Origin of the sequence: Coralliovum pocilloporae (genome assembly GCF_030845175.1) — a bacterium.
Lineage (GTDB): Bacteria > Pseudomonadota > Alphaproteobacteria > Rhizobiales > Cohaesibacteraceae > Coralliovum > Coralliovum pocilloporae.
In genome coordinates, this window is record NZ_CP132542.1 from 2,176,482 (window position 1) to 2,195,533 (window position 19,052).

General features: G+C 54.3%; 18 protein-coding genes and 1 pseudogene. 8 read left to right on the forward strand and 11 right to left on the reverse strand.

Annotated elements, in window-relative coordinates; genetic code table 11:
- Positions 1-11 precede the first annotated feature (11 nt).
- Positions 12-769 (forward strand): annotated as a pseudogene (locus tag RA157_RS10120) (IS5 family transposase).
- A gap of 116 nt (positions 770-885) precedes the next feature.
- Here RA157_RS10120 and RA157_RS10125 read toward each other — a convergent pair.
- Positions 886-2,052 carry a DUF3095 domain-containing protein gene (locus RA157_RS10125; RefSeq protein WP_350333001.1) on the reverse strand — a complete coding sequence of 389 codons (1,167 nt, stop codon included), beginning with the start codon at positions 2,050-2,052 and terminating at the stop codon, positions 886-888.
- A 250-nt stretch (positions 2,053-2,302) separates the two neighbouring features.
- Between RA157_RS10125 and RA157_RS10130 the strand changes: the two genes are divergently transcribed.
- On the forward strand, positions 2,303-3,214 hold the full coding sequence (locus RA157_RS10130; protein WP_350333002.1) for a DMT family transporter: 912 nt from the start codon (positions 2,303-2,305) through the stop codon (positions 3,212-3,214).
- Here RA157_RS10130 and RA157_RS10135 read toward each other — a convergent pair.
- Positions 3,193-4,260 (reverse strand): permease, encoded by a 1,068-nt coding sequence (locus RA157_RS10135; protein WP_350333003.1) that lies wholly within the window; start codon positions 4,258-4,260, stop codon positions 3,193-3,195. The genes RA157_RS10130 and RA157_RS10135 overlap by 22 nt on opposite strands.
- An 80-nt stretch (positions 4,261-4,340) precedes the next feature.
- Positions 4,341-4,673, reverse strand: coding sequence for an ArsR/SmtB family transcription factor (locus tag RA157_RS10140; RefSeq protein ID WP_350333004.1), 333 nt, complete (start codon positions 4,671-4,673; stop codon positions 4,341-4,343).
- Positions 4,674-4,875: 202 nt separating this feature from the next.
- Between RA157_RS10140 and RA157_RS10145 the strand changes: the two genes are divergently transcribed.
- Positions 4,876-7,353 (forward strand): bifunctional diguanylate cyclase/phosphodiesterase, encoded by a 2,478-nt coding sequence (locus RA157_RS10145; RefSeq protein WP_350333005.1) that lies wholly within the window; start codon positions 4,876-4,878, stop codon positions 7,351-7,353.
- A 68-nt stretch (positions 7,354-7,421) separates the two neighbouring features.
- Here RA157_RS10145 and ribB read toward each other — a convergent pair whose 3' ends face one another.
- From ribB to RA157_RS10170, 5 genes are all read right to left on the reverse strand, one after another.
- The gene (gene ribB / locus RA157_RS10150; protein WP_350333006.1) at positions 7,422-8,537 is read right to left on the reverse strand and encodes a 3,4-dihydroxy-2-butanone-4-phosphate synthase; all 1,116 of its coding nucleotides are present in this window, start codon (positions 8,535-8,537) and stop codon (positions 7,422-7,424) included.
- A 30-nt stretch (positions 8,538-8,567) separates the two neighbouring features.
- Positions 8,568-9,659, reverse strand: a complete 1,092-nt coding sequence (gene aroC / locus RA157_RS10155) for a chorismate synthase (protein ID WP_350333007.1) — start codon at positions 9,657-9,659, stop codon at positions 8,568-8,570.
- A 129-nt stretch (positions 9,660-9,788) separates the two neighbouring features.
- Positions 9,789-10,190 (reverse strand): hypothetical protein, encoded by a 402-nt coding sequence (locus RA157_RS10160; RefSeq protein ID WP_350333008.1) that lies wholly within the window; start codon positions 10,188-10,190, stop codon positions 9,789-9,791.
- A 162-nt stretch (positions 10,191-10,352) separates the two neighbouring features.
- On the reverse strand, positions 10,353-10,952 hold the full coding sequence (locus tag RA157_RS10165) for a histidine phosphatase family protein (RefSeq protein ID WP_434058499.1): 600 nt from the start codon (positions 10,950-10,952) through the stop codon (positions 10,353-10,355).
- A 165-nt stretch (positions 10,953-11,117) separates the two neighbouring features.
- Entirely contained in the window at positions 11,118-13,091 is a 1,974-nt protein-coding gene (locus RA157_RS10170) for a GAF domain-containing sensor histidine kinase (protein ID WP_350333010.1), read from the reverse strand.
- A gap of 490 nt (positions 13,092-13,581) precedes the next feature.
- Here RA157_RS10170 and RA157_RS10175 point away from each other — a divergent pair, with 490 nt between their 5' ends.
- Positions 13,582-13,710 (forward strand): hypothetical protein, encoded by a 129-nt coding sequence (locus RA157_RS10175; protein WP_350333011.1) that lies wholly within the window; start codon positions 13,582-13,584, stop codon positions 13,708-13,710.
- 75 nt (positions 13,711-13,785) lie between these two features.
- Here RA157_RS10175 and RA157_RS10180 read toward each other — a convergent pair whose 3' ends face one another.
- On the reverse strand, positions 13,786-14,442 hold the full coding sequence (locus tag RA157_RS10180; RefSeq protein ID WP_350333012.1) for a LysE/ArgO family amino acid transporter: 657 nt from the start codon (positions 14,440-14,442) through the stop codon (positions 13,786-13,788).
- 59 nt (positions 14,443-14,501) lie between these two features.
- Entirely contained in the window at positions 14,502-15,140 is a 639-nt protein-coding gene (gene pdxH / locus RA157_RS10185; RefSeq protein ID WP_350333013.1) for a pyridoxamine 5'-phosphate oxidase, read from the reverse strand.
- 18 nt (positions 15,141-15,158) lie between these two features.
- Here pdxH and RA157_RS10190 point away from each other — a divergent pair, with 18 nt between their 5' ends.
- Positions 15,159-15,644 (forward strand): hypothetical protein, encoded by a 486-nt coding sequence (locus RA157_RS10190; protein ID WP_350333014.1) that lies wholly within the window; start codon positions 15,159-15,161, stop codon positions 15,642-15,644.
- Between the two features lie 9 nt (positions 15,645-15,653).
- Here RA157_RS10190 and RA157_RS10195 read toward each other — a convergent pair whose 3' ends face one another.
- A complete protein-coding gene (locus tag RA157_RS10195; protein ID WP_350333015.1) occupies positions 15,654-16,022 on the reverse strand; it encodes a hypothetical protein in 369 nt (122 codons plus the stop codon).
- 196 nt (positions 16,023-16,218) lie between these two features.
- Between RA157_RS10195 and RA157_RS10200 the strand changes: the two genes are divergently transcribed.
- The 3 genes from RA157_RS10200 (at position 16,219) to RA157_RS10210 (ending at position 19,013) form a co-directional block, all read left to right on the forward strand.
- Positions 16,219-16,950 carry an HAD family hydrolase gene (locus tag RA157_RS10200; protein WP_350333016.1) on the forward strand — a complete coding sequence of 244 codons (732 nt, stop codon included), beginning with the start codon at positions 16,219-16,221 and terminating at the stop codon, positions 16,948-16,950.
- Positions 16,950-17,654: an HAD family hydrolase gene (locus tag RA157_RS10205; RefSeq protein WP_350333017.1), complete on the forward strand. Its 705-nt coding sequence runs from the start codon at positions 16,950-16,952 to the stop codon at positions 17,652-17,654. The genes RA157_RS10200 and RA157_RS10205 overlap by 1 nt, the downstream gene beginning before the upstream one ends.
- A 120-nt stretch (positions 17,655-17,774) precedes the next feature.
- A complete protein-coding gene (locus tag RA157_RS10210; RefSeq protein ID WP_350333018.1) occupies positions 17,775-19,013 on the forward strand; it encodes a DUF898 family protein in 1,239 nt (412 codons plus the stop codon).
- Positions 19,014-19,052: the final 39 nt, after the last annotated feature.

Consider the following 19,052-nt stretch of genomic DNA (forward strand, 5'->3'; position numbering starts at 1 on the left):
GAGATGCTTTGATGCCCAAGCGCTATGAATTGACGGTTTCGCAATGGCGTAAGATTGAAGGGGTTTTGCCGGGCAAGCCTGGAGATCCAGGACGTAGCGGCAGAGATAACCAGCTGTTCGTAAACGGTGTTTTGTGGGTTCTACGATCCGGGGCGCACTGGCATGATCTTCCTGAACGCTACGGCAAATGGAAGACAGTGCATAAACGCTTCACTCGCTGGGCCGAGGCGGGCGTGTGGGAACGGGTGTTCGAGCATCTGATCAAGGACCCTGATAACAGCTACGTCTCGCTCGACAGCAGCCTTGTGCGCGCGCATCAACAGGCGGCGACAGGCAAGGGCTCAAAAGGGGGGACCAGGCTTTGGGGCATTCCCGAGGTGGTCTGACGACAAAGATCCACCTCGCGACGGATGCTCTTGGCCGTCCTCTGCGTATCATCCTGACGCCAGGCCAGCGTGGAGATGCACCGATTGCACCTGATCTTCTGGACGGCCTGACACCGAAGCGTGTGCTGGCGGACAAAGCCTATGATTCCAATGCGATCCGTGCTTTGATCCGCGCAATGCGGGCTGAGCCGGTGATCCCGTCTAACCCGACACGAAAACATCGCATCCCCTACGACTTCGAAGCTTATAAAGTCCGTAATACGGTGGAGCGATGCTTCAACAAGCTCAAGCACTTCCGACGTATCGCAACACGCTTCGACCGAAGGGCCATATACTTCCTCAGTTTCGTCCAAATCGCAGCTGCAATACTATGGATGAGATGAATGTCGATTCAGCCTAAAGCGTGCTTCTGAAAAGTTGATAGACTTTTCAGATAAAAGCTCGCGCAAAAACAAATCCTTAAAGTGCTACTAGCAATTCAAGTTAAAGGCCTGGTGCTTTAAAGGCTATTCTGCCGCCTTTGCTTGAAGCCGATGGATGCCTTGGCAAAGCCGCCGTCTGCGCCGTCAATGAAATGCACATGCTGGCTGCGGCGCAGATCGAAGACAAGGCAGGTCATCAGTGCTCTGCCGGCCCGATGCAGGCCGTAAATGGCAAGGCCACGCTGGTAGTTTTCTTCCAGCATGGTCTCGATCGCATCGGCCTGTGACGGGGTTACATCGAGGACCATCCGCAGGGTGTCGTCGAACTTCCTGAAATCCGTATTTGTTTGCAGCTCACCGCGATAACTTGCGCCATTATAGGGCCCAAGTGTGATCTTGAATGTCTCACACAGCAATTGTGCGAAGGACTCAAACACCAGACCGGGCAGGCGCATTAATGCAGACGCCCGGCCTGCGAGAGAGCGGGCTTCAAGCATCAATCCGCGCGGCGGCCAGCGGAAACGGAGCGACCGGTCATTGGCAGGCGCTGCGGATGCGATCTGGCCGCCCAGGTGCTTGCGGATTGCCTCAAGAATCTCTGCGAGGGCTGCCCGCCCATTATCAGCCCTGTCGAGCGGCTGAACCATGAGTGTCAGCATCACGCCGCCTTTCGGCTCCAGCGGTTCCCATCGACAGGAGAGCCCGGCCAGATCGGGCTCCTGGTCAGGGCTTGGCTTGAGGGCAAACGGATTATCCGGGGACGGATCCTTCATCAACCTGTCTGCCATATCCAGTCCGCCGCCCGCAAACAGTGCCAGATGATTGCCGGGACTGAGCCGGAACTTGCGGATCAGAATGTCTCCGCCGTGTTTCCGGATTTCCGAGACCGGCACAACAGCACCACGCAGGGCAAGCCCGAATGTCTGCTCAGACGTTGCCATCAGTGCACAGACGGCGTCAGCAGCCTTGTGGCGGACACCGGGTGGAACCACCAGAGTGCCGCCATCTCCACCGAAGACGAATGGAACGGCAAGATCCCCGATCTGGTTGAGAACAGCCGTAATAGAAGCCGCCCCGACCATGTTCACATCCTTGTACCGACCCGCCTCAATGGCAATTGTGGAGTTCACCACATCGGTCAGAACCACATGCCAGTCATCCGGCACTGGTGTATAAGACCCGAGATCGGAAAAATCCGAAAAGTCGTCAAATGGCTCAAGTGTCTGGTAGAACAGATCGGTCAAGCTGATATCTCCCCCCAAAGATAATATGAGACCACATGGGACCACACCCTAGCAAAGGAGCTTACGGGTCTCGACCCCGGAGCTGAGATTTATCGGTTCAATGAGCCTGTCCGCAGGGCTGCAGGTGTCTCAATAATCCTGATACGTGGAGAACAGCGGCCGCGATCAGATTCTGGCAGCAATTGTCTTTATCTCTGCTAGTGTGGCTCACTTGCAAAGTGCAATCTGATTCTCCAGCTTCGAGTTCATCATGTCAGAGTCCCGCCCCGGTCTCAGGGAATATGCCTTTCTTGTCTTGCTTGCTGCAATCTGGGGCGCGAGCTTCATGTTCACTGAGCTGGCGATTGAGACTATCCCGCCAGCAACAACGACAATCCTGCGCGTCGGTCTGGGTGCTCTAACCTTGCTGGTGATCGTCCGGGTGATCGGGCAGAGCCTGCCACGCGGCCGGATCTGGATCTGGATCTTTGCCGCTGGTTTCTTCGGCAATGCCCTGCCATTTACGCTGATTGCCTGGGGGCAGCAGCAGATCGACAGCGGGCTTGCTGCAATCCTTATGGCCCTGATGCCGCTGACCACCATCCTGCTGGCCCATGCGCTGACCGACGATGAAAAGATGACACCGGCCAAGTTGATGGGCGTGCTATTCGGTCTGGCCGGGCTTGTGGTCCTGATCGGGCCATCAAAACTCCTGTTGCTTGGTGGTGAAACCATCAGTCAGCTTGCGGTGGCTTTTGCTGCATCCTGCTATGGGCTCAACGCCATCATTACCAAGAAACTGGTGCACCTGCCGCGCCGGGCCATGGTAGCATCTGTCCTGCTGGCCGGCTTTATTCTGCTGTTGCCTGTTTCCGCTATCAGCGATCAGCCCTGGACCCTGCAGCCAAGCTGGACGTCACTTTGGGCAATTGTCGTGCTTGGTATCTTCCAGACAGCGCTGGCGACGCTAATGATGATGACCCTGATCAGTTGGCAGGGTGCGTCATTCTTTGCCCAGATCAACTTTCTGATTCCGCTCTTCGGCGTGTTCTGGGGCGCTCTGTTTCTGGCAGAGCGCCCATCAGCCAATGCCTGGCTGGCACTTGTTCTGATTCTCATCGGGATTGCCATCACGCGTGGCATGGTGCCGTTCATCTCAAATCAGAACAGAACAAAGGCCTGATAGGCATAGCCTGTGACAATGGCTCCGGCCAGGCCGCAGGCAAGATAGGTGAAGAAGATTGGCAGTCTCACCAGCGAATAGACCGCAATAGCTGCCGGGATGGATGACACGGCTCCGGCTGTCATGAACGCAAGAGCGGGACCATCTGCCATGCCGAGATCCATCAGGCCGGAGACCAGAGGAATAGCAGCATAGCCGTTCAGATAGGACGGCATGCCGATAAGGGCTGCCAGAATGATGGCAAACGGGTTCTCGGGACCAACCACCGACAGCACCAGATCTGACGGGACATAGGCCACCATCAGGCTTTCGAGGAAAAAGGCCAGTGTCAGCCAGCGCAGCAGAAACCAGCCGGTTTCCCTGAGCGACAGGCCAAAGGCTCTGAGCCGGTCCGGGGCCTGCCAGATAGACCAGATAATGCGGGGTTCTTCTGCCTTGCTGGTGCTGCAGGATGTGCTGCAGCAGGATGCTGCTGCACCGATCAGAGGATTGCTGAACAGACCACGCTGATCCAGCAGGTGGGTGAGGAAGCCTGCTGAGAGGCCCATCAAAACAGCTGCGAAGGTCTTCGCGATGGCGAATTCACTGCTGATGCCGCCAAGTGTCAGCAGGAACATCTCCGGGTCCATAATCGGTGATGCTATCCAGAACGCCATAACCGGACCAAGCGGGACCCCGGCCCCAAGCAGGCCGGCAATCAGGGGAATGACACCACAGGAGCAGAAGGGAGACAGAGCCCCGAAAATCGACGCTGTCAGAATGGCAATGGCCGGGCTGCTCGAAAATGCACGGGCAACAATCTTGTCGAACCCACTGGCCTGAGCATAGGCTGCAAACCCCACAGCAAGCAGGAGAAACGGTGCAATCTCCAGCAAAGCCTGGCCAGTAAAAATGAGGCTTGTTGCTGCTTGAGGGCTATCCAGCACAAGAAGAGCCACAAAGCCAAAACCAAGCGCCAGGAGAACGCGGTCCTTCATCAGCGTGCGGCCCAGGACCAGAAGTGATGAGCGCCTGTTGCCCGGATAATCTGATGTGTGCATCGTCATGTTTTTATTCCTAGTTTCCAGAATAATAGAATTATTTGATAAAGCAATTTCGATCCATTCCGATGGGATAGGTCCTGGTCCTATACTGTTGAGCTCTCCAGATCACCTGCCGTTAGGTCAGGCAGGACACCGCCCTTGCAGCAGTTTTCTGTCAGGGTCGTCACGAGAGCATTGATCCGGTCGTAATTGGGGCGGCAAAACAGGGTTCGCCCCTCTCGCTGCTGAGTCAGCAGATCTCCCTGCATCAGGTGGCTGATATGGTGGGAGAGGGTCGAGGCCGGTATATCCAGAACCTTCTGCAAGGCCCCGACGGGTAATCCCTCAGGTCCCGCCTGAACCAGAAGTTTGATGATCTTCAGCCTGACCGGATGGCCCAGTTTTTCCAGACTGCGTGCTGCGCCTTCGATATCCATGATTTCTAAATAGCGGAGGTCAGGTCGAGTTTCAATGATATTTCCAGAAAGACAGAAATATTATTGAAAAATGTTGATTTAACGGTAAATTAGTACGCATCGCACATGATTGGGTGAAATACGTATTAAGCGCCTCTAAAGCATGTTCGTTACGTGGTTCTTAGCATTGTGCTGGTATGATTTTACTTCTTGGGGGCAGTAAATGATTGACCGATCTGAGAATATAAGAAATCGAGAAGTAGCGTTGGGCGTTTTCTGCCTGTTTTTTGCCGTTACTGTGATTGTCTCGTTTTCTCTGTTCCAGAGCAGGCAGGATAATCTGGACCTGAAGCAACGGGCGGACATCAAAGCCGTTGGTGATATTGTCGAAGAGCTGTCATCTTCGCTCTATGAACCTGTATCCAGCATCAGCAGCCTGATCTCACTTAATCATGTTCATGATATCCCGAACAAGACCGAGGCTTTTCACCGGTTTGTTGAAAGTAAGGAACTGAGGGAAACCTTCCCGAGTGTCATCGCCTGGTCCTATGCGGCCGTATCCGACTATGCCTCACTGGCCGAGGATTTGCGCAAGGTTAATGGTGAACCCGGACGTGGTGCACTTGGTTATCAGCCTGTCCGGGTCTTTCCCGAAGTCAAGCCGGGAGACCCTGTTGCATTTACAACAATGGCCCGTCCGGATCATATCGCCAGAAAGGTTCTCGGGTATAATATTCTGTCCAACGAGCTGCGCCGGGAGGTTGCGCTTCAGGCACTGGCACGCGGGCAAATGCAGATCAGCCAACGTATTGAGTTGAAGACCCAGGAGCCGGGCGTCATCCTGTTTTCGCCGGTTTATGCCACTGCCAGAACACCAGAAACTCTTGAAGGGCGGGAAAACAGCGTCATCGGTTACGTGATGGCAGTCTATTCAACGAAAAGCCTGTTCAGTTCGGTTCTTGGTAAGTTCGACAATATCGGTCTGGATGTGGATGTTTACGATTACGGCTCGCAGAATGTAGTCAACCGGCCTGAGCTGAGCATGCTGACTTTGCTGTCAAGTAGCCATCTCGGTCAGGAAAAGCAGGATCTCGATAATGCCAGCCGACTGATCAAGGTATCAGCGTCCAGTGACAATTACATCGATATTGATGTTGCAGGCCGTGTCTGGCGCATTGTCGTACGATATAAGGCTGGCTTTGCCGGTGTGAACCAGAGCCTGGATTATCAGACGTTGCTGGTTTTCGTCGCAGGCAGTCTTCTGTCTCTGCTGTCATCCTTGCTGGTCTACCAGCAGCTCAGTGCGCGCAGCATCCTGTCGACCCGGATCGCGGAGAAAACCCGGGCCTTGCTTGAGGCACAAAAGAAACTGGAAAAGTCGCGCGATGAGGCCGAGACCCTGTCCTTGCTGGACCCGTTGACAGGCCTTTCAAACAGGCGTGCACTGTTGCTCGGTTTTGAAAAACTGATCGGGGAAAAGTCTTACAGGGACTACTCGATCTCGATTGCGCTGATCGACATTGATTATTTCAAAGCGATCAATGATACACATGGCCACGAAGTGGGGGATGCGGTTCTGATGTCGTTCTCCAGGCTGGCGAAGGCTGAATTTGACAGCAGCAACATTTGCTTTGCGAGATTGGGCGGAGATGAGTTTGCAGCGCTGTTCTGTACGCCGAAAGGGCAGTGCAAAACAGTGAGGACCTCGCAAAGGCTGCTGGAAGCGATGGCGGATGTAGGTCGGGAAAACGGTATTCCATCTGTGACCGCGTCAATCGGCGTGGCCAAGCTGACAGCCAGAAACCAGACCATTTCCGACCTGATGAAGCAGGCTGATGCCGCACTCTATGAGGCAAAACGTGATGGCCGCGCGCGGGTGGTGAAATATACACAGGCGATCAGTGACAGGTTGAAGCAGAAGGACGATCTGTTTAACGCTGTTCAGGTCGGCCTTGAGAAGGATGAGTTTGTTCCGGCCTTCCAGCCCTATATCGGGTTGGAAAATGGTAAGATAATCGGTTTTGAAATCCTGGCACGATGGCAGCATGAGGCAAAAGGCCTTCTCACACCGGCTGCTTTCTGGGAAGCTCTGTGTGACGATGGGATAGCAACATCGATCACTGAAATGGTGCTGAAAAAGGCGTTCAGGACAGCGGGTCAGCTGAAAGCGGACGGAATTGATGTGGGACGCCTTGGGATCAATGTCACCACGCAGATGCTTGAGGACAGGACTTTTGCCAAGACACTGGTTCAGTATGCGATGTCCTGCGGTCTGACAGCGGCCAATCTTGAGGTCGAGGTGACAGAACGGACACTGCTGTCAAAGAATTCCGAAAAGATAGCCAGAACACTTGAGCAGCTCTCCCGATATGGCGTGCTCATTGCTTTTGATGATTTCGGTACCGGGTTTGCGTCTTTGACACACCTTCGGACATTCCCGATTGACTGCGTCAAGATTGACCGTTCCTTTGTCCGGGAGGTTGAGGGAGATATACGGTCGCGCGCTATTATCTCCGGTGTGGTCAAGATGAGCCATGACCTTGGCTTTACGGTCACTGCAGAAGGTATCGAAACGGATGCCCAGCAGGAGATTTTGCAAGAGCTTGGCTGTGATTCAGCCCAAGGGTTCCTCTATGGAAAACCGGCAGACATCACAAAAATTGTAAAGACACTGGCCGACAGGGTTGCCGTAGCGGCGTAACCTGTTTCAAAGAAAACGGCCACACCGTGAGTGCAGCCGTTTGATGCTTATAATCCGTGTGGATTAAATCAATCGAGAATTTCAGTCTCGACAATCTCGATGCCGAACCCGTCAAGCCCCACGTAATGGCGCTCGCGGGAGGAGAGAAGCTTGATCGAGCTGATGCCGAGGTCCGCCAGGATCTGGGCCCCGAGGCCAATCTCGCGCCATTGCTCCTCGCGTTGCATGGCACTTTCATGCTCTTCCTTCTCATCACCAACCGGCAGATCAGCGCGCGGGCGAGCAGACGACTGCGCAACGCCTGATGACCCTTCACGAAGATAAACGATGACGCCGCATTCTTCTTTGGACATCCGGTCCATGATTGTGTCGAGCGGGTTGCCCGTCTCAAACACATCAGCAACCACGGATTCCAGATGCAGGCGTACAGGGATGTTCTGTCCGGAGCGGATATCGCCATAGACAACGGCGAGATGCTGCATGGGATCAAACGGGGTTGAATAGGCAATGGCCTTGGCTCTGCCGGAGCGGGTGTCGATTGCAAATTCCTCGACCCGTTCCACCAGCCGGTCCTTGCGCTGGCGATAGGCAATCAGCTCGGCAACAGAGACCATCTTCAGGCCGAATTCAGCGGCAAAGGACGTTACATCCGGGCCGCGCTTGACCGTGCCGTCATCATTGACCAGTTCACAAATCACTCCGACGGGAGGCAGGTTGGCCAGCTTGCAGAGATCGACGGCCGCTTCTGTATGGCCAGAGCGCATCAGCACGCCACCTTCGCGGGCCACCAGCGGAAAGATATGGCCCGGCCGGACAAAATCGTTGGCACCGGAATTCGGATTGGCCAGATTCCGCACGGTCGTGCAGCGCTCTTCGGCCGAAATGCCCGTGGTGGTGCCGTGTTTGTAGTCGACGGTGACCGTAAAGGCGGTGCCGTGCGGGGCATCATTGTCGGCAACCATCGGTATCAGGTTCAGCCTGCGCGCTTCTCCCCGGGTCATCGGCGCACAAACGATGCCGCTCGTGTGACGGACGATAAAAGCCATCTGCTCCGGGGTCACCAGAGATGCCGCGACGATCAGATCGCCTTCATTTTCGCGATCGTCATCATCCGTGACAACCACCATTTCGCCGTTTTCAAATGCCCGGATTGCCTCGGCAACCCGTGTCATATCCATGCTCATAAGGGTACTCCCCCGAGAAGTCTGTTGGGATCAGGCGCCGACCTGACCACGATGTCTCAAATAATGATCTGCTATCACCAGGGCCAGCATAGCCTCGCCGACAGGAACAGCCCGGATTCCGACGCACGGATCGTGTCGACCTTTGGTGCGGACATCCACCTCTTCGCCCTTGGCAGTGACGGACTGTCGTGGGGTGAGAATGGATGATGTGGGCTTGACCGCAAAGCGTGTCACAACCGGTTCGCCAGTGGAGATGCCACCCAGAACGCCGCCCGCATGATTGCTGAGAAACACCGGCTTGCCATCCGGTCCCATCCGCATTTCATCTGCATTCTCTTCACCGGTCAGAGATGCGGCGTCAAAGCCATTGCCTATTTCCACGCCCTTGACCGCATTGATGGTCATCATGGCGCAGGCAATGTCTGAATCAAGTTTGCCATAGACGGGTGCACCCAGGGCCGCGGGAACGCCTTCAGCCACCACTTCGACGACAGCACCGACGGATGAGCCGGATTTGCGGATATCGTCCAGATAGTCAGCCCAGAGTTTTGCTGCATCTGCGTCCGGACAGAAGAACGGGTTATTGTCTATTTCCGCCCAGTCCCAGTTGTCGCGGTTGATCTTGTGCGGGCCAACCTGAACAAGTGCGCCACGCACGTTCAGTCCCGGCACAACCTTGCGGGCCAGTGCGCCTGCGGCAACCCGGGCTGCTGTCTCGCGCGCTGAGGAACGCCCGCCGCCACGATAATCCCGGACGCCATATTTTGCGTCATAGGTAAAATCGGCGTGGCCAGGGCGGTAACGGTCACGGATTTCAGAATAATCCTTGGACCGCTGGTCCGTATTCTCGATCATCAGGGAAATCGGTGTGCCTGTGGTGACAGGGCCACCCGTTCGGTCATCTTCAAATACACCGGACAGAATTCGGACAGCGTCCGGTTCCTGACGCTGAGTGGTGAACCGAGACTGACCCGGCTTGCGCTTGTCGAGCCAGGTCTGGATTTCTGCCTCTGTAATCGAAATGCCGGGAGGGCAGCCATCAATGACAACCCCAAGACCAGGGCCATGGCTCTCGCCCCAGGTGGTAAACCGGAAAAGATGTCCAAAACTGTTGTGCGACATGAAAGCTTGGTCCCGACGGGCTGTTCCCGAGTGGCAATGGTGACTGGCAAGCTTTCTAGTGCGTGATCACGTCCGGGTCAAACGGCCAGATGGCCATTGACCCGTTTTCTCGATGAGAAGTTGACTGATTTATTTGACTGTAATTTCAAAATTGGTGTCAGACGTGTCGTAGGTAGGACTGCCATCATAAGATGACCAGCGGAACCGGACTTTGAAGGTATCGTCACCCCGATAGCCGCGATTGGGTTTATAAAAGACATTAATCGCCTTAACCCGTTTGCCTGCGCAGAAGCCAGTATTCTTGCTAAGCTTCTGTGAGCTTTTGCCAGTTGTGACCTTGCCATGTTTGGGATCTCGTACAATCACCACCTCTGGCATCTGTGCATAGGTGCAGTGCCGTCTGTTGTAGATCGCCATATTGTAAACGGCAGTCTTCTTGTTGGCTCGTACAGTCTGTGTATGAGTATCTGCGAAAGAGACAGAGGCGGGCAAAAGCCCCATGAACAAAAAGATGAACGTCAGAAAGCGCATCACAACCCCGATTTATTAAGACACGAAACTATGTGCCGAAATATATCTCTAATATTGGAATTATCTACCCAGAATGGAGGTAATTGAATAATGAGTTGTGTGAATGTGATGAGTTATCCAGTGTTTTCGGTATCTGTACCGCTATGCTGATTTTAATCTCAATTAAAGCCAACAGGCCTGCCCGTTTTTCCAGAGATAAAACTGATCCTGGGGTACGGGCTGGTAAGGGACTTCATCATCGGGAATGTTCTCGAGCAGCTTGCGCAGGGACCGGTTGACGCCCCCATGGGCGACCACAACGGTATCCTCGCCGATACTCTCCACCCATGGTGTCACCCGCTCAGTCAGAATCTTGTAACTCTCGCCATTGGGCTGAATAAAGGCCCATTTGTCCTGATTGCGCGCCTTGTGAAGCTTGGGAGTAATCGCCTTGATCTCCGGGCTGGTCATGCCTTCCCAGTCTCCAAACGAAATTTCCACCAAACGATCATCAGTTCTGTAGTCAGCAACAGGGAGGTCCAGGATCTGGCGGATGATTTCCATGGTCTCGCGTGTCCGCCCCAGAGGGGATGCAACAAAATCGAGTCCTTTTGGATGAATTCCGTGTTCCTCGAAATAATCTTTGAGGGCGAAACCGTTGCGGCGGGCCTGCTGCCGCCCCAGTTCGTTTAGCGGAATATCCTTTTGTCCCTGATATCGTCCCTCGCGATTCCAGTTGGTTTCGCCATGGCGAACAAAGAAAAGTGTATGAGGGCAGGTCATCGCATGCTCATCAGGAGAGTTCTCAGGAAACAGAATCGTCAGACCAATGTGGCGGGTGTCACCCGGGTCCGTCAAGGCGATCAATTTCCTACAGCGTGCTTCTGAAAAGTTGACAGACTTTTCAGATAAAAGCTCGCGCAAGAATAAGTTCTGTGCTTCTGAACCCTAGGTGGTGCCGGGGAGGTTGCCAGTGTTTTCTGGCATTGTAATGGTGAAACAGGAGCCTTCACCAGGTTTGCTGCTTGCCTCAATAACCCAGCCGTGCCGATAGGCAATCTTGCTCACGATCGCCAGGCCTATGCCGGTGCCGGCTCTGTCAGATGCCGTTGTCAGGCGTTTGAACGGCTCAAAGATCTGCGCCGCATGTTTGGGGTCAAAGCCTTCACCATTGTCGCGGATCGTAATTCTCAGACCGGCTGGCGATGGTTCTGCGCTGATTGAAATCTCGACGGGTCGGTCATGGGAGCGATACTTGATGGCATTCGACAGGAGGTTCTGAAAGATCTGCGGTGCCAGTGATCCATCAGCTGAAACCTCAAGGCCCGCAATATCCAGTGTGATCTGTGCACTTGCCTCTTCAATCTGCATTGAAAGATTGTCCAGCGCAGTCTGGATGATCTGATGCAAGGGTTGAAAGGTAATGTTCAGGTCTCGATGAGAAACCCGGGAGAAGGCCAGAAGGTCGGTCACAAGCTGGCTGGCGCGTTCCGCCGAGGAGCTCATGACATTCAGTGCATAGTGAATTTCGTCCTCGTTCTGATCGGATACGGCATCTGACAGAACTTCGGCAAAGCTGCGGATCTTGCGCAGGGGTTCCTGAATGTCATGGGAGGCGATGGAGCTGAACTGCTTCAGGTCCTCATTGGCATCTTCCAATGCCCGGATAGCTGCATTGCGCTCTGTTACATCGACCAGCACGGCGAGCGAACGTGATTCTTCATCATCAAACTGGCGGTCGGCAACGGCGGAGAGCTCGATTTCCACCACATCACCCCAGGATGTCTGGAACTGATACTGGATGTCGTTCGAGTATCCGCGCTTCCAGAAGCCAGGCAGTGATATCGTCTTTGCATATTGGCGCGACGCAGGTGTCATGAAGTCAAGAACGCTGCGTCCGACCACATCTTCCCGTTTATATCCAAGCTTGCTCAGCCAGTGCTCACTGACATCTAGAACCTTGCCTTTGGAGTTTATGGAATGCAGCATGGCCGGGGTGCGGTGATAAAGGTCAGTTATGGCTCGTTTCTGCCGCGTGAGGACCTCGTTCAACGTCCTCAGCTCTTCTTCGCGGCGAATCTGCTCGCTGATATCTACGGCAACCAGCATCATTCGTGGATCACGGCTGACCGGATCGAAATAGGGCAATCGGCTGCCGTGCAGGCAGATCATGTTTCCTTCAGCGGTCACAAGCTCCATCGTTTCCCCCTGAATGGAATGGCCGGTCTGCCACATCCAGTCGTCGCTGGCTGACAGAACGTCGACTGAAGAGGCCGGAAGAACATCCGGGAGAAACTGTCCGACAAGGGTGTCGGCTGGTTTTGCGCAAATGCTGGCGAATGAAGGGTTCACCTGCAGGATGCGGTTGTCATGATCCTTGTGCATCACGTAAATCGGCGACGCAGACAAAATGGCATCCAGATCTTCATGCATGCGATCGCACTTGATTTGCTCGCCGATCCAGTCAGCCAGCATGGTCACCAGATCGGCGTCGCGCGGGTCGAACTGCTCGGTCTTTGGCTCCAGACCCTCAAAGCATATGGTGCCGACCAGTTGCTGGTCAGCATAGATTGGCGCACCGATATAGGACTCAAACTCAAACGGTGAGGGGGTCAGAGTAGGGCCGACCTGGCTTTCTGACAGATGAGTGAAAGCCTCGACTGAGCCGCTCTGGAGGACAAACTGGCAGACTGTGTCTCGCGTTGGCAGCTCATCAAGATTCTGAGCTGCCGGGTCAGACGACGAGACATATCTGACAAAATATCTCTCCTGCCTGATCCGGCTGACAATTGCATATTCTACATTGAAATAAGATCGACCGAGTTCCAGCAGGTGCCGGATTCTGCCTTCGGTGTTGAGAGAGCCATCGCTAAACGCTCTGAGGAGAGCAAGAACAAGGTCTTCACGGCTCAAAGGGGTCATTCTATCTATGCCTGTCCGATACATCTGAACATCTGTCGGCAAATACGCGTCAGATGATACCGCTGCTGAGTCTCTCGGAGATTAACATAAACCGTAATTTGGTTATAGGCAGTTTCATCAATGTCGGAAGGCTTATCTTCGGGCCCAATGGAGAGCCAAAGCTATGGGAGGTGAAAAAAACTCATGCCGCAGAGCGGGATGATTCAATTTGGTATGCACATATAATTCGTTTTCTTGTCCCTAACGCAAAGATTCTGCAGCTATGGAATGTCGGTATCGTCTCTTTTCGACGCGTCTTGCCAATAGGCGACATTGATGAATGTCAGGCTCTGAAAGAGAAGAGCCGAGTCTCAAATCGCATCCGGAAAATAGTCGCCTGAAACGATCTCTTCGACCTTATGCCTAATGAAAATTAACTTTTTAAATGGTTCAATCCAGTTATTGTTTCACTAACTAAGTTTTTTAGATGTCAGTGACTTGGAGTAAGATCATGGCAGACACGGCAAAAAAGAGCTCAACGCTGAACCAGAGTGCGTTGGATTCTCAGTATAAACAGATCGGTATTGCCGCTGTTGCTGCTGCCGCTGCGCAGTGCGGGAAAAAGTCTGCGGTGCGTTAAGCATCAGACGTTTTCCTGAAGTTGAATGGGGCAGGCATGTGAGTTCGCCTGTCACAGGGTGTTCTTTATATTGTTTTACGGCAAGGCAAACTCTGTGACGAGCTTTGCCGCAATGGCCCACATGACAAGGCCAATCAGGGTGTCGAGTACGCGCCAGGCGACGGGCTTGGCAAAAATTGGCGCAAGGAATCTGGCGCCGTACCCAAGCGCGAAAAACCACACGAATGATGCGATGACGGCACCAAGACCATAGGCAAACTGGCCTTGGTCCGAGTATCGTGCTGACAGGCCTCCAAGCAGAACGACCGTATCCAGATAGACATGTGGATTGAGGAAGGTGAAAGCCAGTACGGTGGTCACCGCCTTGGTCAATGAGACATTTGCTTTGTCATCTGCTTTCAGGGCAGAGGGTTTTAGTGCCTGCCGGAATGCCATCAGCCCATAGACAAAAAGAAACAGGCTGCCGCCGATAGTGATGGCAGTGAGGAGGGACTGTGATCCCTTGATAAAGGTTCCGAAGCCAGCAACACCCAGTGTGATGAGCGCTGCATCAGATGTGGCGCAGATCAGGACAATGGGCAGAACATGAAGCCGCAAAATCCCGAGTTTCAACACATAGGCGTTCTGCGCGCCGATAGCGATGATCAGGCTGGCACCCAGGACAAAACCCGAGAAACCAGCGGTCAGGACGCCTGATGACAAGCCATCGGCAACAGTGAGAGTATCGGTCATATCAGCTTGCAGCCTTGAAATGCCTGGGAGTATGAGCGTCTGGGCAGGGTGATATGCGCTTAGGGATAGAGGCGCGTTTTGGACCAGCTCTCTGAAGCAGAGGCCCGTTTGAACATCACGCGGTCGTGCAGGCGGAATTTCCTGTCATGCCAGAATTCGATTTCGAGCGGGGTCAGGCGGAAGCCGGACCAGTGCTCGGGGCGGGGAATCGATCCCACCGCATAGCGCGCGGTATATTCTGCCACTGCTTTCTCAAGGGCAAAGCGGGATTCAAGCGGGCGGGATTGTTTGGAAGCCCAGGCGCCGATACGGCTGCCGCGCGGACGGGTGTCGTAATACGTGTCCGCCTCTTCATTGGTGACAGAGCTGACGAGACCCCGCACCCGCACCTGTCTGCGCAGTGACTTCCAGTGAAAACACAGGGCAGCCTTGCCGCTCGATAGAAGTTCCTGCCCCTTCGCGCTTTCATAATTTGTGTAGAAGACGAAGCCGGTCTCATCTGCATCCTTCAAAAGCACCATGCGGATATTGGGCAAACCATCCTCGTCCACAGTGGCAAGCGCCATGGCTGTGGGGTCGTTCAGTTCAGCGTCAGAGGCGTCGCTGAGCCAGTCGGCAAACAGCCGGAAAGGTTCTGACGATTCTGTAAAGTCACCACTTGTTAAGGTTGCTGAGTCATTCTGAATTTTATCGGACATGAAAAGCTCGGATTAACCATGACAGGAACAGCTCAAGTTCATGCATACACTGTCTGTCATCGAGTGCGCCACCTCTTTGTTCTTGCTGTGGTCGCATGCGGGATGATGCTGTCCGGATGTTCTTTTTCCTCTTTGCCGAACAACACCTCCACCAGCCATTATGACGGTCCGCCGGTCCTCCCCACTTCGGGCCCGGATCTGGAGCGTCCGCTTGGAATCGAGAAGGCTGAATGGAGTGCTATCCGCACGGCCATGGGGAAGCATCTTCTGTCAGTTCAGCCTGGCGGTGCGTTTGAATTTTCCAGTGAAGAGGCTGCGATTTCCGGCGTGGTTCATGTCAACCAGGATCAGGCACCGGCAACCGGCACAGCCTGTCGCAGCTTTGACATGACGGTCGAGCGGATAAGCGGCATTGAGCGCTGGCTCGGAACCGGATGCCGGAATGCTGTCGGCCAGTGGGTATTCTCCAATGTGCAGCCTTTTGCTGTGGATGAAACCACCTGAATTTCTGACCTACTGACTGGTGCTGTGCAGCGGCATGGTGAGCCGGTCATCCAACCCCAGTTGAACCATCATCTGAAGATGAGCCCGGGCAAAGGCCCGCCACGCATCCGGTGCATCCTCGTCTGACATCAGCTGTACATTGTCCGGTTGCCTGAAGTCCGCATAAAGCAGTTCCGGTTCCGGATCGCCCTCCATTAGAAAGACAGCAACGGACGGACCGCTTTCCTGTGGATGCGGCAGGGCGAACAGAAAGACCCCACCACATTCTCCGATGGCAGTCTTCAAGTGATGCTCGAACGGTTCATCCTGCTCTTCAGCAATCAGGATGGCCATATGTACATCGACGATCAGATCGCTCTGGTCTGCTGCAGGTGCCATTGTCAATCTCCATGTTTTGCCCATAGGAACAGCAAGACTCTGCAGCAGAGAATGGCTGTGCTGAGACCCGAACATGGTCATTTCTTGGCATCTTGACCGGGATAATGTGGCGGTCATGCCCGTGTGTTTGAATTTGTCGTCGCACTTTCAGAATGTGCGTGGTATCGACAGACGGAGGCGTGCAGGAGGAACAGGCGTGTCAATCAAGGCTATCGTTTTTGACAGGGACGGCACGCTTCTGGACCTCCAGGCCACATGGGGGGCGGTGTGTTTCAAGGCGATTGAACACATGTCAGACGGCAATCCTGATCACATGGCTGCCATTGCCGAATTGTCCCTGTTTGATCTGAACGCCAAGCGGTTTCTTGAGCGTTCACCCATTCTGTTTCAGTCACCAAAGGACTATTGCCCCGATTGGGCGCGGGTGACAGGCCGGGTTTATAATCAGAAGTATCTGGCAGCCTTTGAAGCCTGCATCTCCCGTTATGCGACGGAGAACGTCACGCCCTTTGCTGACACACTCTCAACCGTCGAACAACTGGCACGGCTTGAACTGACTCTGGGCATTGCTACAAACGGCACCGAGCAGAGTGCACGGGACCAGATGAGCAGTCTTGGCCTCGACAGGCATTTCAGCTTTATAGCCGGTTATGATTCAGGCTTTGGAGCCAAGCCGGACCCCGGGCAGATCCTGGCCTTTGCGGAGCATGCGCAACTGACCTGTGATGATATTGCTGTTGTCGGTGACAGCCTCCACGATATGGAAGCAGCGCGCGCAGCGGGTGCCGTCGCCATTGCTGTGACCACCGGCGCTCACGGATTTGAGGACTTGCAAAGGCATGCTGATCAGGTGCTGAACAGCCTGTCCGATCTGCTGGCCCTGTTCCAACCTGATACTCTTTCGCTCTCCGCACATGGACAATCATAATGGACATTTCGCATATCAAGGCTGTTCTGTTTGACAAGGATGGCACCCTGCTGGATTTCGACCAGACGTGGGGCCCGGCTACGGCAGCTGTCATCATGCATCTGACCGAGGGAAATGCCGAACTGGCTGGGGCATTGGCTGAGGCTGTCGGGTTCGTTCTGGACGGAGGCTCCTTTCTGTCTGACTCCATTCTGCTGGGTGGCTATACGGAAGACTACGCCGGAGACTGGGCTGGGATCCTGGATGTTAAGGCCGATGCGGCGTTCGTCAGCATGGTCGATGGTCTTTACGGCCGGTTTTCAGTGGATCACGCCCAGGCTCTACCCGGTGTTGTAGAGGGGCTTGATCAGTTGCGGTCTGCCGGGTTGCCGCTCGGTATTGCCACCAATGACAGTGAGGCCAACGCAAAAGCTCATGCGGATGCGATGAACATAGCCGATCGGATGACGCTGATTATGGGATATGATTCCGGCCATGGTGGTAAGCCTCAGCCTGGTATGGTTCTGGCCTTTGCAGCGCATCTGGGACTGAAACCTGAAGAGATCGCCATGGTCGGTGATACCATGCACGATATCCATGCCGCCAGGAATGCGGGTGCCCTGGCCGTGGGTATCGGGACAGGGACATTCGGTTCCGCGCCTCTTGAGGCGGACGCAAACCTGATTGTCCAGTCACTGCCGGAGCTGTCAGCAATGTTCGGGTAAGGGGAAACGAGGAAAAGCCTCTAACTGATACCCGAATACGGGGAGATCTGAAACTTCGTCTTGTTCACGCAATGGCATTCCGTTACACCCGTTTGGATTTCAACTTTGGGGTGCGGTAACGTGGAAAATGAAGCAACAGCTGATGCGGAACAGGTGAGTGAAGCGCGTGATTCACGCGTGTTTTTCTGGGATGAACATAACCGTCTGTCATCATTGGCGCTCAAGGGTAGTGCTTTGCTTGTGCTGACGCTTGGGATTTACCGGTTCTGGTATACCACACATCTCCGGCAATTCTTCTGGGGGTCGACCAAGATTGATGGAGCGCCTCTGGAATATACGGGGCGAGCCGTAGAACTTCTGATCGGTTTCCTGATTGCCTTGGCTATTCTAGTGCCGGTCTATGTGCTGTTCTTCATCGGGGCCACCTTTACAGATGATATTGCGCTCGCACTTGGTGCCAACGGGCTGGCTTATGTCCTGCTGTTTCTGTTTGCGCATTACGCCATCTACAGAGCCCGCCGTTATCGTCTCAACCGGACAATCTGGAAGGGTCTCCGGTTCCGGCAGGAAGGCAGCGCCTGGACCTTCACCGGCAAGGCTATCTTCTGGTGGTTCCTGGTGCTTGTAACCCTCGGTTTGGCCTATCCCTGGAAGGATGCGGCGCTGGAGCGCTACAAGGTCGACAACAGCTATTACGGTAATCTGAGGCTGTCATCTTCAATCAATGGGCGGGTTCTGCTGAAACCCTTTGCCATCGCCTGGGTCGGTATCCTGCTGGCCATTGTCTGTGCCGGTTTGCTCATTCCTGAGGCGCTGAAAGCTACCGAGACTGGAAGCATCTCTGAGGATGTAAATACCCGTCTGGCCTGGCTCCCTATTCTGGCACTGATTGCCTATGGCATCATAATTGTTGGTATCCTCATCTATATTCCGCGCCGGATTCGGGCTTTCATTAATGCCACCAACGCCGGTGGTGTCAGCTTTGAGAGTACACTCAAGGCAAGATCGTTCTTCTGGGCCTATTTTCTGTTCTTTCTGATCGCTATTGGAGTGAGTGTGGTTGGTGGCTTTGCCATAGCACTCCTCGGAGCGGGTGGATTACAGTTCATCGCCGGGCAGGGCGGTTCTCTGCTAGCTCTGATTCCCATGATCCTCGGCTATGTGGGGCTGTTTGCGATCCTCAACTATCTGGGAACTATTATTCTGCAGAAGAAAATCTGGGAGGCGATCGCCAACACGATGACGGTCCGCAATGTGCATTGTCTTGATGAGGTTCAGGCCGCAGCCCGTCAGGACCCGTCTCTGCTCAATCAGGGACTGGCCGATGCACTGGATACTGACTTGGGCGTCGGCTTCTGATACATCCGACTGACGATTTGTCACTCTGATCATCGAGGC